Annotated in this window: 2 protein-coding genes (1 of these 2 only partly in view); both read right to left on the bottom strand. The window is 69.3% G+C overall.

Translation table 11 applies throughout. The features are described 5' to 3' along the window. Positions 1–6521, bottom strand: partial view of a non-ribosomal peptide synthetase gene (locus QW845_RS18220; RefSeq protein WP_315802942.1) — the 5' portion only. 58 nt of this gene lie to the left of the window's left edge; the window shows 6521 of its 6579 coding nt (coding positions 1–6521); it begins with the start codon at positions 6519–6521; its stop codon lies off the left edge, out of view. Next, positions 6518–16237, bottom strand: coding sequence for a non-ribosomal peptide synthetase (locus tag QW845_RS18215; protein ID WP_315802941.1), 9720 nt, complete (start codon positions 16235–16237; stop codon positions 6518–6520). The genes QW845_RS18220 and QW845_RS18215 overlap by 4 nt, the downstream gene beginning before the upstream one ends.

Below are 16237 nucleotides of genomic sequence, written 5' to 3'. Positions count from 1 at the left end.
CTGCGCCTCGGCGGCGGGTCCGCGGCGAGCGCGGATGCCATGGTCGCGACCGTGGTCAGTTCGAACAGCCGCTTCAACGGCAGCTCCCGCGCGAGATCGCGCTTGATGCGGCCGACGAGCTGGACGGCCACCAGCGAGTCGCCGCCGAGCTCGAAGAAATCATCGGTGACGCCGACCGCCGGCCTGTGCAGCAGCTCGGCCCAGATCGTCGCGAGCGCAGCCTCGGTCGGATTGCGCGGATCGACGCGCCGCGCCCCCGGCGGCGTCGCATCCGGCCGCGGCAGCGCCTTGCGGTCGATCTTGCCGTTCGGGGTCAGCGGCAGCTTCGGCAGCACGATGACGCGCGAGGGCACCATGTAGTCCGGCAGCGCCGTTGCGAGCGCGGCGCGCAGCTCACTGCCATCGAGCGGGGCCTCGCCGCCGACATAACCGACCAACTGACGGCTGCCGCCGAGCTCGTGCGCGACGACGACGCTGTCGCGCACGCCCGGCTGCTCCTGCAGCCGCGCCTCGATCTCGCCGAGCTCGATCCGATGCCCGCGGATCTTCACCTGATGATCGGCGCGGCCGACATAGTCGAGCACGCCATCGGCCCGCCAGCGCGCGAGGTCCCCGGTCCGGTACAGCCGCGCGCCGTCGTCGCCGAACGGATCCGGAATGAAGCGCTCGGCACTCAGCGCCGCGCGTTTCCAATAGCCGCGCGCGAGCCCGTCACCACCGATGAAGAGCTCGCCGGTGACGCCGACCGGCGCGAGGTTGAGCTCGCCGTCGAGCACGTACAGTGCGGTGTTGCCGATCGGGCTGCCGAGCAGCGGCACCGGATTCGCGCCATCGAGGCGGTGGCGCGCCGACCACACCGTGGTCTCGGTCGGCCCATACAGATTCCAGACCTCGCTGCTCTCTGCGTTCAGCCGCCGCGCCAGATCCGAGGCCAGCGCCTCCCCGCCGCTCAGCAGGCGGCAGCCCTTCGGCAGCCATGGATCAGGATTGGCCGCGTCGTGATCGAGCAGCATGCGCCAGCTCGATGGCGTCGCCTGGATCATGGTCACGCCGTGCCGTGCGACCATCGCCTTGAGGGCCTCGGGATCATGGGCCGCGGCACGGTCGGCGAGCACGACCTGGGCGCCATTTGTGAGTGGCAACCACAGCTCCAGAACGGCGATGTCGAAGGACAACGACGTCAGCGCGAGCACGCGGTCGCCGGCCGCGATGCCCGGCTGTTCGGCCATCGTCGCCAGGAAGTTCGTCAGCGCGGCATGGCGCACCATCACGCCCTTCGGCAGCCCGGTCGAGCCGGAGGTGTAGATGACGTAGGCGAGGTTCTCGGGGTGCACGTCGACGGAAAGATTGTCGGTCTGGCCGAGGCCATCGCCGGCCGCGACCTCGAGCAGCCAAGCCTCGGCCTCGCTCCGCTCCAGCACCGGCGCGAACCGGTCGTGCAGCGTGGCCTGTGTCAGCAGCAGCTTGGCACCGCTGTCGTTCAGCATGTGCGCGAGACGCTCGGCGGGATAGTCCGGATCGAGCGGCAGATAGGCCGCGCCCGCCTTGAGCACCGCGAGCAGCGCCACCATCATCGCGACGCCGCGCTCCAGCGCGAGCCCGACCACCACATCGGGGCCGACGCCGCGATCCCGCAGCCGCCGCGCCAGCCGGTTCGCCCGCGCATTCAGCGCACCGTAGCTGATCGTCTCCGGTCCATGCACCAGCGCGACCGCATCGGGCGTTCGCGCCGCATGCGCCTCGAACTGTCGATACACGCAGGGCGCATTCGCAGCGTTGGTCGCCGTCGCATTCCAGGCCTGCAGCAGCCGCGCGCGATCATCGTCCGGAACGACGTCGATCCGGCGCACCGGCGTATGGGGCGCCTCTTCCAGTGCCAACGCGAGTTGATCGAGCGATTGCTGCATCATCGCGCCGACCCGCTCGGGCGCGACCGGCGCCGCGACCTGGACCGTCAGGTGAAGCCCATGGCCGTCATCGTCCACCGCCAGCATCAGCGGATAGTTGGTGCGCTCCTCGCCGCCGAGCCATTCGACGCCTTGCGGGAGCTCAGCATCCACCTGCGCATCCTGTCTCCGGCCGTGCCGATAGTTCAAGATCGCGGAAAACAGCGGCGTCGGCGGCGCGACACCGCTGCAGCGCTGGGCCATCGCCAGCGAGGCATGCTCATGCGCCATCAGCTCCGCCAGCCGCGCATGCGCCGCGCGAACGCTGTCCTCCACCGACGTGCCGTCGAGATCGAACCGCACCGGCAGCGTGTTGATGAACAGGCCCAGGCTGCGGCCGGTATCGTGACCGGCCTGCATGCGGCCGAGCAGCACGGTGCCGAACACGACCTGCTCGCGCCCGCTGCTGCGCGCCAGCACCTGCCCCCAGGCGACATGACAGAGGCTGGCGAGGCTCGCGCCAAGGCGCCGCGCCTGTGCACGCAGCCGCGCGTCGAGCGCGGCCGGCAGGGGCAGCCTTGCCTCGCGCACGCCGTCGCCGTCGCTGCGCACCTCCATCAATCCGAACGGTGCCGTGGGCGCATCGATGTCGGCGAGCATGCCGCGGAAGAAACGCTGCTGCGCATCCTGCCCGGCGGGCTTGCGCGTTTCGGCGACAAGATTGCGGAATGGAATCGGCGGAGGCAGATCAGCGCGGCGCCCCGACAGAATCAGCTGCACCTCCTCATGCAACGCCTGCAGCGTGGTATGGTCGCCGACCATGTGATGCAGCAGGACCAGCAGCAGCAGGCGATCATTTTCCTCGTCACGGGCGACGATCAGACGCAGCAACGGCGCCTGAATCAGATCGAGCCGACAGGATCCCGGATCGAAGCGGCGGGCCAGCTCGACCTGAGCCGGCGCGTGACCTTCGAGCGCGACTTCGGTGACGCTCAGCGGTGCGTGGCGCCAGACCACCTGCGCCGGAACCGACAACCCATCCCAGAGGAACGACGTCCGCAGCACGTCGTGCCGGTCGATCACGTCCTGAACCGCGGCGAGATAACGATCCAGCAGATCGCGGCCCGCGAATGCCATCTGTGCGACCAGCACGTAAGGATCGCCCTCGGTCGCCAGCAGATGATGGAACAGGATGCCTTCCTGCAACGGCGACAGCGCGTAGATGTCCTGGACGTTGGCGACGCCGCCCGGCACCTGGGCGACCACGCGGTCGATCTCGGGCTGGCTCAGCGCGATCAGCGGCAGCATGTCCGGCGTGATGGCCGCGCTCTCCGGCGTGATCAGGTTGGCGGGGATCGCAATCTCCTCGCCGGGCCGCAGGCTGGCCGCGAGATCGCGCAGCACCGGCCTGGCGAACACCATGTGCGCATCGACCGTCAGTGCATGGCGCTTCAGCCGGTCCAGCATGCGGACGACGAGCAGCGAATGGCCGCCGAGCTCGAAGAAATGATCGTTGCGGCCGACGCGCTCGATGCCCAGCAGCTCGCGCCAGATGGCCGCGAGGGCCTGTTCGATTTCGCCCCGAGGTGGATCATAGGCGCCGCGGCCGAACGCTTCGTCGTCCGGCGCCGGCAGCGCCTGCCGATCGACCTTGCCGTTGGGTGTCAGCGGAAACGCATCGAGGCGGACGATCGCCGAGGGAACCATGTAATCCGGCAGGCACGCCTGCAATTGCCCGCGCAGCTGCGCGGCCCATGCGGCGGCGTCATCGGTGTCGTCTGCCGGCACCACATAGGCGACGAGCCTGAGATCGCCCTGCGCATCGCGCCGCGCCAGCACCGCCGAGTCCCGCACGCCGGCTTGCGCATTCAGCCGATGCTCGATCTCACCGAGCTCGATACGGAAGCCGCGGATCTTCACCTGATGGTCGTTGCGGCCAAGAAATTCGATATTGCCGTCGGCCAGATGGCGGCCGAGGTCACCGGTTCGATACATCCGCGCGTCGGCCGACAGCCCGAAGGGATCGGCAGCAAAGCGCTGCGCCGACAGATCCGGACGGTTGAGATAGCCGCGCGCAACCCCTGCCCCGCCGATCCAGATCTCACCCACGGCACCGCGCGGCACCGGCATGCCCTGGGCGTCGAGCAGATAGATGCGCGCATTGGCGATCGGGCGCCCGATCGGGACGATACCGCCGGCAAAGCCGGCTGGACGACGCCACGCGGTGGCGCAGACGGTCGCTTCCGTCGGGCCGTAGGCGTTGAAGACCGCAATCTCCGACGGCAAAACCTCGAACAGCTCCGACTTCGGCAACTCGCCGGCAAGAACCAGCACCTCGAGCCCGGAGAGCCGCGCGAGGTCCGAGCGGCCCTGCAGCATCGCGGGCGGCAGGGTGGCGTGGGTGATGCGATGGTCGGCGAGATAGTTCAACAGCTCGGCTGCGTCGCGATGCTCGCGGCTTCCGAGCAGATGCAGCTCGGCGCCGGCGCAGAGCGCCATGACGATGTCCCACACGCTTGCGTCGAAACTGAAGGAGGCGAACTGCGCGACCCGGCTGTCCGGACCGGTGTCGAACAGCCCGATCTGGGCCTGCGCGAGATTGACCAGGCCATGGTGCTCGATCATCACCCCCTTCGGCCGCCCGGTGGAGCCCGAGGTGTAGATGACATAAGCGAGATTGCGCGGCGTCACGCCGCGGGCATCAACATCCGGCGCGCTGTCCGGCAGCCCGCTCCAGGCCGGTGCATCGCTTTCCACATCGACCACGGGGCATGCCACGTCGCCGAGCGCACCGGCGCTCTCGCGGTCACGGAGCAGCAGCATCGGCTGGGCATCGGCCACGATCTCGCGCAGCCGTTGCGGCGGATAGGTCGGATCCAGCGGCAGATAGGCGGCGCCGGCCTTGAGGACCGCGAGCACGCTGACGATCGTATCGACGCCGCGCTGCTGGCAGATCGCGATCAGCCGGTCCGGACCGGCGCCCAGCGCGACGAGGTGATGCGCGAGGCGATTGGCGCGCAGCTCGAGCTCCCGATAGGTCAGTCTGACCTCGTCATGGACCAGCGCCACCGCTGACGGCCGGCGGCGTGCCTGCTCGGCAATGAGATCCTGGATGCAGCAGTCGGCCGGCGTGAACGATCGGGTGCAATTCCAGCTGTCCAGCAGCAGCGCACGTTCCTCGGCCGGTAGCAGCTCGATGCGGTCGGCCGGCTGGCTGGTGTCAGCGACCATGGCGCGCAGCGTAGCCAGCAGATAGCCGCGATAGCGCCGCACGGTCTCGGCGTCGAACAGCGCCGTCGCGTAGTTGATCTTGCCGGAGATGCGGCCACGGCTCTCACTGAGATCGAGCTCGAGATCGAACTTGACCTTGTGCTGCTCGGTCGCAAGGCGCTCGACCGCAAGGCCGGGAAGCGCCAATGAGCCGAATTCATTGCTCTGCCAGGCGAACACAACCTGGAACACGGGCGTGTATTCCGGATGCCGCGGCGGCTGGAGCGCCTCGACAAGATGCTCGAATGGCAGGTCCTGATGATCCTGCGCCGCAAGAACGGCCGTCTTCACTCGCTCGATCAGTTCGGCCACAGCGGGACCGCGCGAGAGGTCGAGCCGCAACGCCAGCATATTGACGAAGAAGCCGACAAGCCCTTCGAGCTCCGACCGCATCCGATTGGCCGTCGGCGTGCCGATGACGAGATCCTGCTGGCCGGCCAGCCGCGACAGCACGATGGCCCAGGCGGTCAGCACGATGACGAACGGGGTGGCGCCGAGCGCGATGCTCAATTGCCTGATATCGGCCGTAAGACCGTCGTCGATCTCGACAGCCACAGCAGCGCCGGCGTCGGACCGCGGCGCGGGACGCGGACGGTCCGTCGGCAATGCCAGCACGGATGGCGCGTCCCGCAGCACGGTCGTCCAATGATCGAGCTGCCGCTTTAGTCGGTCCGCCGTCAGCGCATCGCGCTGCCATGCCGCATAGTCCGGATACTGAATCGCCAGCGGTGTCAAAGGATCGTCGCCGCCTCCGGCGAAGGCGCCATACAGCGCCGAGAGCTCGCGGACGATGACGCCCATCGACCATCCGTCGGAGATGATGTGGTGCTGGCTGAGCAGAAAGACGTGATCGTCGTCGCCCAGACCGATCAGATGGCCGCGGATCAACGGACCCCGAGCGAGATCGAACGGCGCGCGCGCACATGCATTCAGCAGGTCGGCCAGCCGCGCCTCGCGGTCCGGCCAGCCGCGACGATCGTGCGTCTCCAGCGGCAGGCCGGTGTCCGGCGGCAACAGCACGGCTCGCGGCTCGCCGTCTTCGGCGACGAAGACCGTCCGCAGCGCCTCGTGACGGGAGAACAGGCGGTCGAGGCTGCGGCGCCATGCGCCGAGGTCGAGCCGGCCCCGTAGCCGCAGCGCGACGTCGATGTGATAGTTCGTGCCTCCGCCCTCGAGCTGTGCCAGCAGCCAGAGCTGCTGCTGCGCAAAGGAGAGCGGTAGCCGACCCGCGCGATCGACGGTCGGGATGGTGTTGACGTCGCGCCTGCCTGCGTTACGGCCGCGCTGTCGTGCGCGCGAGGCCAGCTGGCGCAGCGCATCGGGATCGAGGTCATGCAGAAGAGGCTGTCCTGATTGTCCGCTCATGATAGCTCCGCCGTCATCAGGTCCTCGAGCTCATCTTCGGCGAACTCCTGCTCGATCAGCCTGATCGAGAGGATGCGCGCGAGCTCCGTCAATTCGGGATGAGCGAACAGCTCGGACAATGGCATCGACGTGCCGAACTCCTGCGCGATGCGGCTGAGCAGCCGTACCGCCAGAAGAGAGTGGCCCCCGAGCTTGAAGAAGTGATCGGCTCGCCCGACACGGTCGAGACCGAGCAGCTCCGCCCAGATGCCAGCCAGCGTGCTCTCGATCTCGCCGACCGGAGCCTGATAGTGGTCCCGCGCCTCGCCTTGCGACGTCGTCGGCAGCGCCTTGCGGTCGATCTTGCCGTTCGGCGTCAGCGGCAGCCGCGGCAGCACGATGACGCGCAAAGGCACCATGTAGTCCGGCAGCGCGGCTGCGAGCGCCGCGCGCAGCTCGCTGCCATCGAGCGTGCTCTCGCTGCTGACATAGCCGACCAGGCTCTTGCTGCCGCCCACCTCCTGCGCGACCACGACGCTGTCCCGGACGCCGGGCAGCGCGCGCAGCCGCGCCTCGATCTCGCCGAGCTCGATGCGATGTCCGCGGATCTTCACCTGGTGATCGGCGCGGCCGACATAGTCGAGCGCGCGATCGGCACGCCAGCGCGCCAGATCGCCGGTCCGGTACAGCCGCGCACCGGGGCGGCCGAACGGATCCGGAATGAAGCGCTCCGCGCTGAGCCCGGCGCGCCTCCAATAACCGCGGGCCAATCCCTCGCCGCCGATGAACAGCTCGCCGGCCACCCCGGGCGGCAGCAGATTGAGATTGGCGTCCAGCACGTAAAGCGTGGTGTTGCCGATCGGACCGCCGAGCACCGGCGTTGGATCATCGGAGTCCAGCCGGTGACGCGCGGACCACACCGTGGTCTCGGTCGGCCCATACAGGTTCCATACCTCGCCGCTCAGCGCGACGAGCCGCCGCGCCAGATCGGGAGCCAGCGCCTCGCCGCCGCTGAGCGCGCGACAGCCAGGCGGCAGCCTCGCGGCCCCGTCATGATCGAGCAGCATGCGCCAGCTCGACGGCGTCGCCTGGATCAAGGTCACGCCGTGCCTGGCCACGATCGCCTTCAGCGCCGCCGGATCCTGCGCCGACGCCCGGTCGGCCAGCACGATGCGTGCGCCCCGTGTCAGCGGCAGCCACAGCTCCAGCACCGCGATGTCGAACGACAACGAGGTCAGGGCCAGCACGCGGTCGTCGGACGTGATCCCCGGCTGCTCGGCCATGGTCGCCAGGAAGTTCGTCAATGCGCCGTGGCGTACCATCACGCCCTTGGGCAAGCCGGTCGAGCCCGAGGTATAGATGACGTAGGCAAGGCTCTCAGGATGAATGGCAAGGTCGAGATTGTCGGCGTTGCCGCCCTCGTGGGCACGATCCAGCAGCCAGGCCTCCACTCCGCCGTCGGCCAGCGCGCGCGTGAACCGATCCTGCAGCCCGGTCTGCGTCAGCAGCAGTTTTACACTGCTGTCGCCGAGCATGTGGGCGAGACGCTCTTCCGGATAGTCCGGATCGAGCGGCATGTAGGCGGCGCCGGCCTTCAGCACGGCGAGCAGCGCCACGATCATCTCGGCGTCGCGCTCCAGCGCCAGTCCGACCACGGCACCGGCGCCGATCCCGCGCGCGCGCAGTCGCCGCGCCAGCCGGTTGGCGCGTGCGTTCAACTCGCCGTAGCTGATCCGGCGGTCGCCGCTGACGATCGCAACCGCGTCCGGGATGGCCTTCGCGCGCGTCTCGATCTGCGCCACAAGGCCGGGCACCAAATCGCTGAACGGCGGCCGGCATGAGGTCTCGCCGACCGCTGCTCCGCTCCAGCGCAGGACGCACGCCAGTGTCTCACCGTCGACCATTCGAAGGCTGCCGACCGGACGGGTGGCATCCGCCGATATCTGCGTCAGCCAGTCCCGCAACGACGCGCTCACCTGGCGGACCGCATGGTCGTCCAATTGCGCGCGATCGTAGTTGAAGTCGAGGCGCAGCCCCTCCGGTCCGTCGAACACGATGACCGCGATCGGATAGTTGGTCGGCGTCACGTGGTCGACCCGCCCGATCTGCGGCCCGGCTCCGTCGCGCGCGGTGAGCGTCCGATCGATCGGATAGTTCTCGAACACCATCAGGCTGTCGAACAGTGGCTGCCCGGCCCTGTCGGCCAGGCGCTGGATCTCGTGCAGCGGCAGCCACTCATAGTCGCGCGCCGCGACGCTGTGCGCCTGCAGCGCGCGCAGCCAGTCGCCAGTCGCGGTGTGCGGATGCGCGCGGTCGATCAGCGGCAGCGTGTTGATGAAGAGGCCGACCATGTGCTCGGCGCCGGCCAGCTCGGCCGGACGGCCCGAGACCGTGACGCCAAAGCAGACCGCGCTTTGCCCGGTATACTGCCGCAGCAATTGCGCCCAGGTCCCCTGCAGCAGCGTGTTCATCGTGATGCGCTGCTGTGTCGCGAACCGCCGCAGGCGAGCCGCGAGATCGCCGTCCACGCGCAAAGTCAGCCGGCCATGGCCGCTCGCAGCGTCGATCGCGCGGCTGGCGCGCAAGGCACCGGCCAGCGGCGTGGGCTCGAAATTGCGCAGCGTCTCGCGCCAGACATCCGCGGCTGCCGCCTGGTCTCGCGTCTGCAGCCAGGCGATGTAGTCACGATAGCTGCCTTGCGCCGCCGACGGCGCATGGCCGCCGATCTGCTGAAGGACGTCGGCAAGCAGCCGCGCCGAGCTCCAGCCGTCGAGCACGATGTGATGATGCGTCCAGATCAGCCACAGCCGGTCATCACCGAGCCGGACCAGCCGCAGCCGCTGCAGCGGCGGCCGCGTGATGTCGAAGCCGAGCTTCCGCTCGTGCAGCGCCGCCTCCGCAAGCGCCGCATCGATCTCCGCCGTCGCGGCCCCTTCCGCGATACGGCCACGCCAATCCTCCTCGACGACGGGCACGTCGAGCTGGCGGTAGACGATCTGCTGGGCCGCGCCGGACAATTGCTGCCAGGCGAACCCGGTCCGCAGCACCGCATGCCGCGCGCTCGCCGCCTGCCATGCCGCACGCACCTGCGCCGGCGTCACCCCGCGGAGCTCGATCGAGAGCTGGTTGACATAGACATCATCTGCGCCGTCGCGCAGCGCATGGAACAGCAAGCCCTGCTGCATCGGCGACAGCGGATAGATGTCCTCGACGGAGCGACTGTCGATCGTCGCGCAGAGCCTGTCCAGCGCCGCCTGATCGAGCCCCGCGAGCGGAACGTCGGACGGGGTGAGACCGCCGGCAGCGCAGAGGCAGTGATCGACGAGACCATGCAGCGCCGCGCGATAGAGCTCCGCGAGCCGTTCGACGGTGGCGCGCCGATAGCGCCGGCTGCCATAGCGGAAGCCGAGACGCAGTTGCCCGTCGCGCACCTCGCCATTGATGGTGAGCCAGGCCCGCAACGGCGTGTCTGCGGCCCGCATCGGTCCCGGATTCTCCGGCGCGATCCGGTACGGCGCCGACGCGCCGAGCTGCCCATCGAAGCGGCCGAGATAGTTGAAGACGATACGCGGGCTTGGCGTCTGCGATAGCGCCTCACGCTGCTCCTTCGCGCCGAGATAGCGCAGGACGCCATAGCCGAGCCCACGGTCGGGCACGGCGCGCAAGCTCTCCTTGACGCGGGCGATGAGCGCACGGTCGGTCTCGCTGCCGCCGTCGAGACAGACCGGAAATGCGGTGGTGAACCAGCCCACCGTCCGCGTGAGATCGACGTCCGCAAAGACATCCTCGCGGCCGTGGCCCTCGAGCTCGATCGCGACGCCATCGATCCCGCTCCAATTCCAGAGCGCACGCGCCAGCGCCGCCAGCAGCAGGTCGTTGACCTGCGTGCGATAGGCCGCAGGCGCGGCATCGAGCAGCTGTTCGGTCAGCTCCGCCTCGACGTTGAGCACGACCTCCTCGGCCTCGGCCTCGACATCGGCGCCGCCATGATCGTCGTCACAGGGCAGCGCGCGGCCGCGCGAGGACGCCAGCCAGAAGGCCATCTCACCAGCCAGCCGATCGGACGCCGCATGCGCGCGCAGCCGCTGCGCCCACGACGACGGCGCGGAGCTCGTGGACGGCAGGGTGACGGCGGCCGCCCGCCCTGCCAGTTGCTCATAGGCCATCGTGATGTCTTCGAGCAGGATCCGCCATGACACGCCGTCGACGGCGAGGTGATGAACCGCGATCAGCAGCCGCTGGCTGCCGTCGGCCATGTCTAACCCGACCGCGCGCAGCAGCGATCCCGCTGCCAATGACAGGCTCGCCTGTGCCGCCGCCGCGATCGCACCGATGTCGGCCGGCTCGGCCGCCGTGCGGATCCAAAGCAGCTCAGCCTCGGCAGGCAGATCGGCCGGCGCCGCCTGCCATTCGCCCGCGACCTGACGGTACGTCATGCGAAGCGCGTCGTGATGCCTCACCACGGCATCGAGCGCCCGCTGCAGCACGCTCCAGTCGATCCGGTCCCGCGGGATCAGCAGCACCGCCTGGTTGAAGTGATCGCGGTTGGGAATGTCGTCGGCAAAGAAGCGCAATTGGATCGGCAGCAGCTCCGCAGCGCAGGCGTTCATTGCGTTGCGTGCTGCTGCCGGCGGCGTCATGGCCGGTGCGGAGGTGGTCGCAACCACACCGGCCAGCGCCGCTATCGTCTGCTGCGCGAACATCTGCTTCGGCGTCAGCCTGACGCCGCGCTTGCGCAGCCGCGCGATGATCTGGAGGCTCAGAATGGAGTCGCCGCCGAACTCGAAGAAATTGTCATTGCGGCCGATCCGCTCGCGGCCGAGCACGTCCTGCCAGACCTCCGCGATCGCCTGCTCCACCGCGCCGACAGGGGCGGCATAGGACAGCACGACGTCCTCGTCCGGCTGCGGCAGCGCCGCGCGGTCGAGCTTGCCGTTGGCGGTCAGCGGCAGCCGCTCGAGCACGACGAAGCGCGAGGGCACCATGTAGTCCGGCAGCATCGCCGAGAGCTGGTGCCGCAGCGCCTCCGGCTGCAACACGACGTTTGTCGCGGCAACACAATAGGCCACGAGCTCCTGGCGTTCCCGCTCCGCGTCGACGGCGCGGACCACGACGGCGGCATCGGCGACGCCATTCAACGAGCAGACGGCGCGGCCGATCTCGGCGGGCTCGACGCGGTAGCCGCGCAGCTTCACCTGATCGTCGCGCCGGCCCACGAACACGACCCGACCCGCCTGATCACAGCGCACCAAATCGCCGGTGCGGTAGAGGCGTTCGCCTGAGACTCCGAATGGATCGGGGACGAAGCGCTCGGCCGTCTGTCCAGGCGCGCCGCGATAGCCGCGCGCCAGCCCGGCGCCACCGATGTAGAGCTCACCAGCGACCCCGGCCGGCACGATATTCAACGCATCGTCGAGAACGTAGGCGCGCAGGTTCGCAAGCGGCAATCCGACCGGCACCACACCTTCGGCGTCGGCGTCCGTCCACTCATGGGTCATCACGCCGACCGTCGTCTCGGTCGGGCCGTAGTGATTAACGATCCGGCAGTGCGGCCGCAGCCGACGGACCTCTGCGATCAGGCCGGGATCGCAGGCCTCGCCGCCGAGGATCAGCACGTCGCGTGGCAGGATGTCGGCCGAGCGCCGCGCCCGCAACAGGCCGCGCAGATGGCTCGGCACGATCTTGAGGACGCCGATCTCGCCATCGCGCATCGCTTGCGCAAACGCATCCGCATCGAACGCGGCATCGGCCGGCAGCAGGTTCAAGGTCACACCGCTCGCGAGCGCGCCGAACAGCACGGTGTGGCCGAGATCGGCGGCGACCGTCGAGACCATCGCCATGCCGCCGCCGGCAGGCGGCTGCAGTCGGGACAGCAGCGCCTGCACGTAGTTGGCGAGCGCGCCGTGCGAGACGGCAACTCCCTTGGGCGCGCCGGTCGAACCCGAGGTGTAGATGATGTAGGCGGTCTGCGCCGGATGGGGCCGCGGGGCATCGAACGCGGACGCATCGCCGCGTTCAGTGCCGTCGAACGTACGACACGCCAGCGCCCTCGCCGCAGCCAGGTGTTCGCCGGTCGCGATCAGGTTGGGGATGTCGCCGTCGCGAAGGATGCGCTCCACGCGCGCCACCGGCCACGCCGGATCGAGCGGCACGGCGGCGCCGCCCGCCTTGAGGATGCCGAGCAGCGCCGCGACGAAGGCCGGCGACCGCTCGATCCACAACGCCACCGGCGTCTCGCGCGTGACGCCGGCCGCGACGAGCGCGCCCGCGATGTGGTCCGACCAGCGCGCCAGTCCGGCTGCGCTGACAGTGTCCTGTCCCTGACGCAGCGCGACCCGGTCGTCGCGGCCCGCAAACGCAGTGCCGATCAGATCGAGGATATCCGTCGCGGGGAAGCTCTTCGCCTCCGCTGCGACGGTCTGCCTGACGTCCCGCGCGATCGCGAAGTCGCGCAGCGGCCGGTCGGGACCGGCCGCGATCTGCCGCAGAAAATCGACGAGCTGGCCGCCGATCCGCTCGACCGTGGCAGCATCGAACAGATCCGTCGCAAAATTCAGGCTCGCATCCATGCCCGCCGGGCCGTCGACGATATCGAGCGCGAGATCGAAATGCGAGCCGGCGAGATCGACGATGCGCGTCTCGGCGCGCAGGCCGTCGCCGAGCGCAAGTCCGGCCGGCGCGGCCATGTAGTTGAACTTGACCTGGAACAGCGGATTGTGGCCGCCGGAGCGGGCCGGCTTGAGCGCATCGACGAGACGGTCGAACGGCAGATCCTGATGCGCGAGCCCGGTGATGACCTCCTCTTTCGCCTGCGCCAGCAGTTCGGCGAAGCTCATGCCGTCGGCCACGTCGGCCCGCAACAGCAGCGTATTGACGAAGCAGCCGATCAACGATGCCAGCTCGGCCTGCCGGCGGCCGGCGACGGGCACGCCGACGCGCAGGTCGGAGCGGCCGGAGTAGCGGAACAGCAGCAACTGATAGGCGGCGAGCAAAAGCATGAACATGCTGACGCGATGCTCCCTGGCGAGCATGCGCAGCTTCAGCGCCAGATCGGGCGGGATCGCGAGGTGGATGGTGTCGCCGCGATAGCTCGGCACCGCCGGTCGCGGCCGGTCGAACGGCAAGGCGAGCGGCGCATCCGCATCGCCGAGCCGCCCGCGCCAATAGGCGAGCTGCTGCGCGGCCTCGGGGCCGGCGAGCCACTCCCGCTGCCAGGCGGCGTAGTCGGCATATTGGATGGCGGATGGCGGCGGCAGCGCGACTGCTCCGCGCCGGAGCCCGTCATAAAGCGTAGCGATCTCAGCCAGCAGCACGTCGAGCGAGAGGCCATCGGCGACGATGTGATGCGCCGACAAAAGCAGTTCGTGGCGATCGTCCGCGAGCTGCATCAGCACCGCGCGCAGCAGCGGGCCATCGACGAGATCGAACGGCCGCGCCAGCTCCTCGCGTGTCCGCGCCGCGGCCCGCGACGCGCGCTCCGCTGCCGGCCTGCGCCGTAGATCCTCGACCGCGACGGGAATCTCGGTTGCCGCATGGATCACCTGCACGACACGACCGTCCGGCGCGGCAAAGCTGGTGCGCAGCGTCTCGTGCCGCGCAATGATCTCGGTCAGCGCCTGCACCAGCAGCGCCTGATCGAGCGCGCCGTCGAAGCGGAGCGTGCAGGCGATGGTGTAGGCCGTGCTGGCCGGGTCCATGCTCCAAAGGAACCACAGCCGCTCCTGCGCGGGCGACAGCAGTTCGCGCACGCCCTCCGGGGCCGGCTGCAGCGGCGCCAGCGCTCTTGCATCGGTGCCGGCCGCATCGACCAGCGCCGCAAGCGCTGCGAGCGTCGGCGCATCGAAGAAGCTGCGCAGCGCGAGCTCGATTCCGAACTGCTCGCGCACCATCGCCGCGACCTGGGCGGCTGCGACCGAATTGCCGCCGAGCATGAAGAAGTCGTCGCCGCAGCCGACGGCCGTGACCCGGAGCACATCCCGCCAGATCAGCGCAAGACGGCGTTCGGTTTCCGTTGCAAGCTCCGAGGACGGCGACCGGTCCGCCGCCTCACGCCGCCGCTCGAACATCCTAAAACTGTCGAGCGTGCCGTGCGCCCACCCGGCGCGGCAGGCGGAGCGCTGCAGCTTGCCGCTGGTGGTCAACGGCATGCCCTGCGGGTTCAGCAGCACGACCACCGCCGGATAATCTTGCGTCTGCCGCATGACCGCATCGCCGATCGCCTTGATCAGCACATCGGCCGGCGTCCGCCGCAGCACCGCCCTGCTGAACTCGGCCGCCACGCCGATGCCTTCGGCGCCATCGATCTCGACCGGGAAGGCCGCGACGCGCCCCTTCCGGACCGAGGCCACGTCGGACTCGACGGCCTGCTCCAGGTCGAATGGATAGATGTTCTGGCCGCGAACGATCAGCAGATCCTTGAGCCTGCCGGTGACGACGAGCTCGCCGTCGCGGACGAAGCCGAGGTCGCCGGTCCGCAGCCAGCGCGCGCCGTCACGCGCGACGAAGGTCTGCCGCGTCGCCTCCGGATTGTTCCAATAGCCCTGCGCGACGCTCGGACCCGCGACCCAGATCTCTCCGACTTCGTTCGCCTCGGCCTGGGCGGACGCATCGGTTCTCATGATGCGGACGGCGTGACCGTCGGCCACGGTGCCGCAGACCATCAGGTCCGTCCCTGCGTCGGTATCGGCAACACGGCCGCCGGCGAGTGCTGCGGAATCGAGCGTATGACAAGCCGCCAGGCTCGCGCTGTCGCCTGCGGTCACCAGCAAGGTCGCCTCGGCAAGGCCGTAGCAAGGCGTCAGAACGCGAGGATCGAGGCCCGCAGGCCGGAAGCGCGCGGCAAAGCGATCCAGCGTCGCGCGCCGCACGAACTCCGAGCCGGAGAACGCGAAGCGCCAGCGGCTAAGGTCCAGGTGCGCGATCGCCGCATCCGAGATCCGGTCCGCGCAGAGCGCGAATGCGAAGTCCGGCCCGCCGCTGCAGGTGCCGCCGTGGCGATCGATGGCCTCGAGCCAGCGCCGCGGCTGCTCGAGGAAATTGCGCGGCGTCATCAGCACGGCGGTGAAACCCGTGAACAGCGGATTGAGCAATCCGCCCATCAATCCCATGTCGTGATAGAGCGGCAGCCAGCTGACGAACACGTCATCCCGGGTGCCGCCGAGCACCGCCTCCATCGCAATCTCATTGGCGACGAGGTTTCGGTGGGTGACGCAGACGCCCTTCGGCTGCGACGTCGAACCCGACGTATATTGGAGGAACGCGATCGCATCGCCGTTCAGCTCCGTCTCGCGCCAGGAGACGGCCGCGCCGACCGGCACCTCGTCGACGGCAACGACATCGGCCCGGATCTGGCCCACACAGGCCGTGACGGCGTCGCGAAGCCGCGCCTGCGTAAGAATGAGCCGCGGCGCGGCGTCGCGCAGGATGCCGTCGAGGCGGCTGGTGTAGCGCTCCTTGCCGGCCTCCGGCGGATAGGCCGGCACGGCAATGACCCCGGCATAGAGACAGGCGTAGAACGCAACCGCATAGTCGGGCCCGTTCGGCAACAGGATCACGGCACGTTCGCCGGCACGCGCGATCTCCTGCAGATGCGCGGCAAGGGCACGGATGCGCCGGTCCAGCGCCGCGAATGACAGCTCGTCGACGACGTCGTCGCCTTCGATGAAGCGCAGCGCCGGATGATCGGCACGCGAGGCGGCATGCTCACGGAGTCGTTCGACGAGGGTCTGTGGCGGCAT

Source organism: Bradyrhizobium sp. SZCCHNS3002, assembly GCF_032377435.1.
GTDB lineage: Bacteria > Pseudomonadota > Alphaproteobacteria > Rhizobiales > Xanthobacteraceae > Bradyrhizobium.
This window is presented reverse-complemented; position numbering and strand designations above follow the sequence as displayed.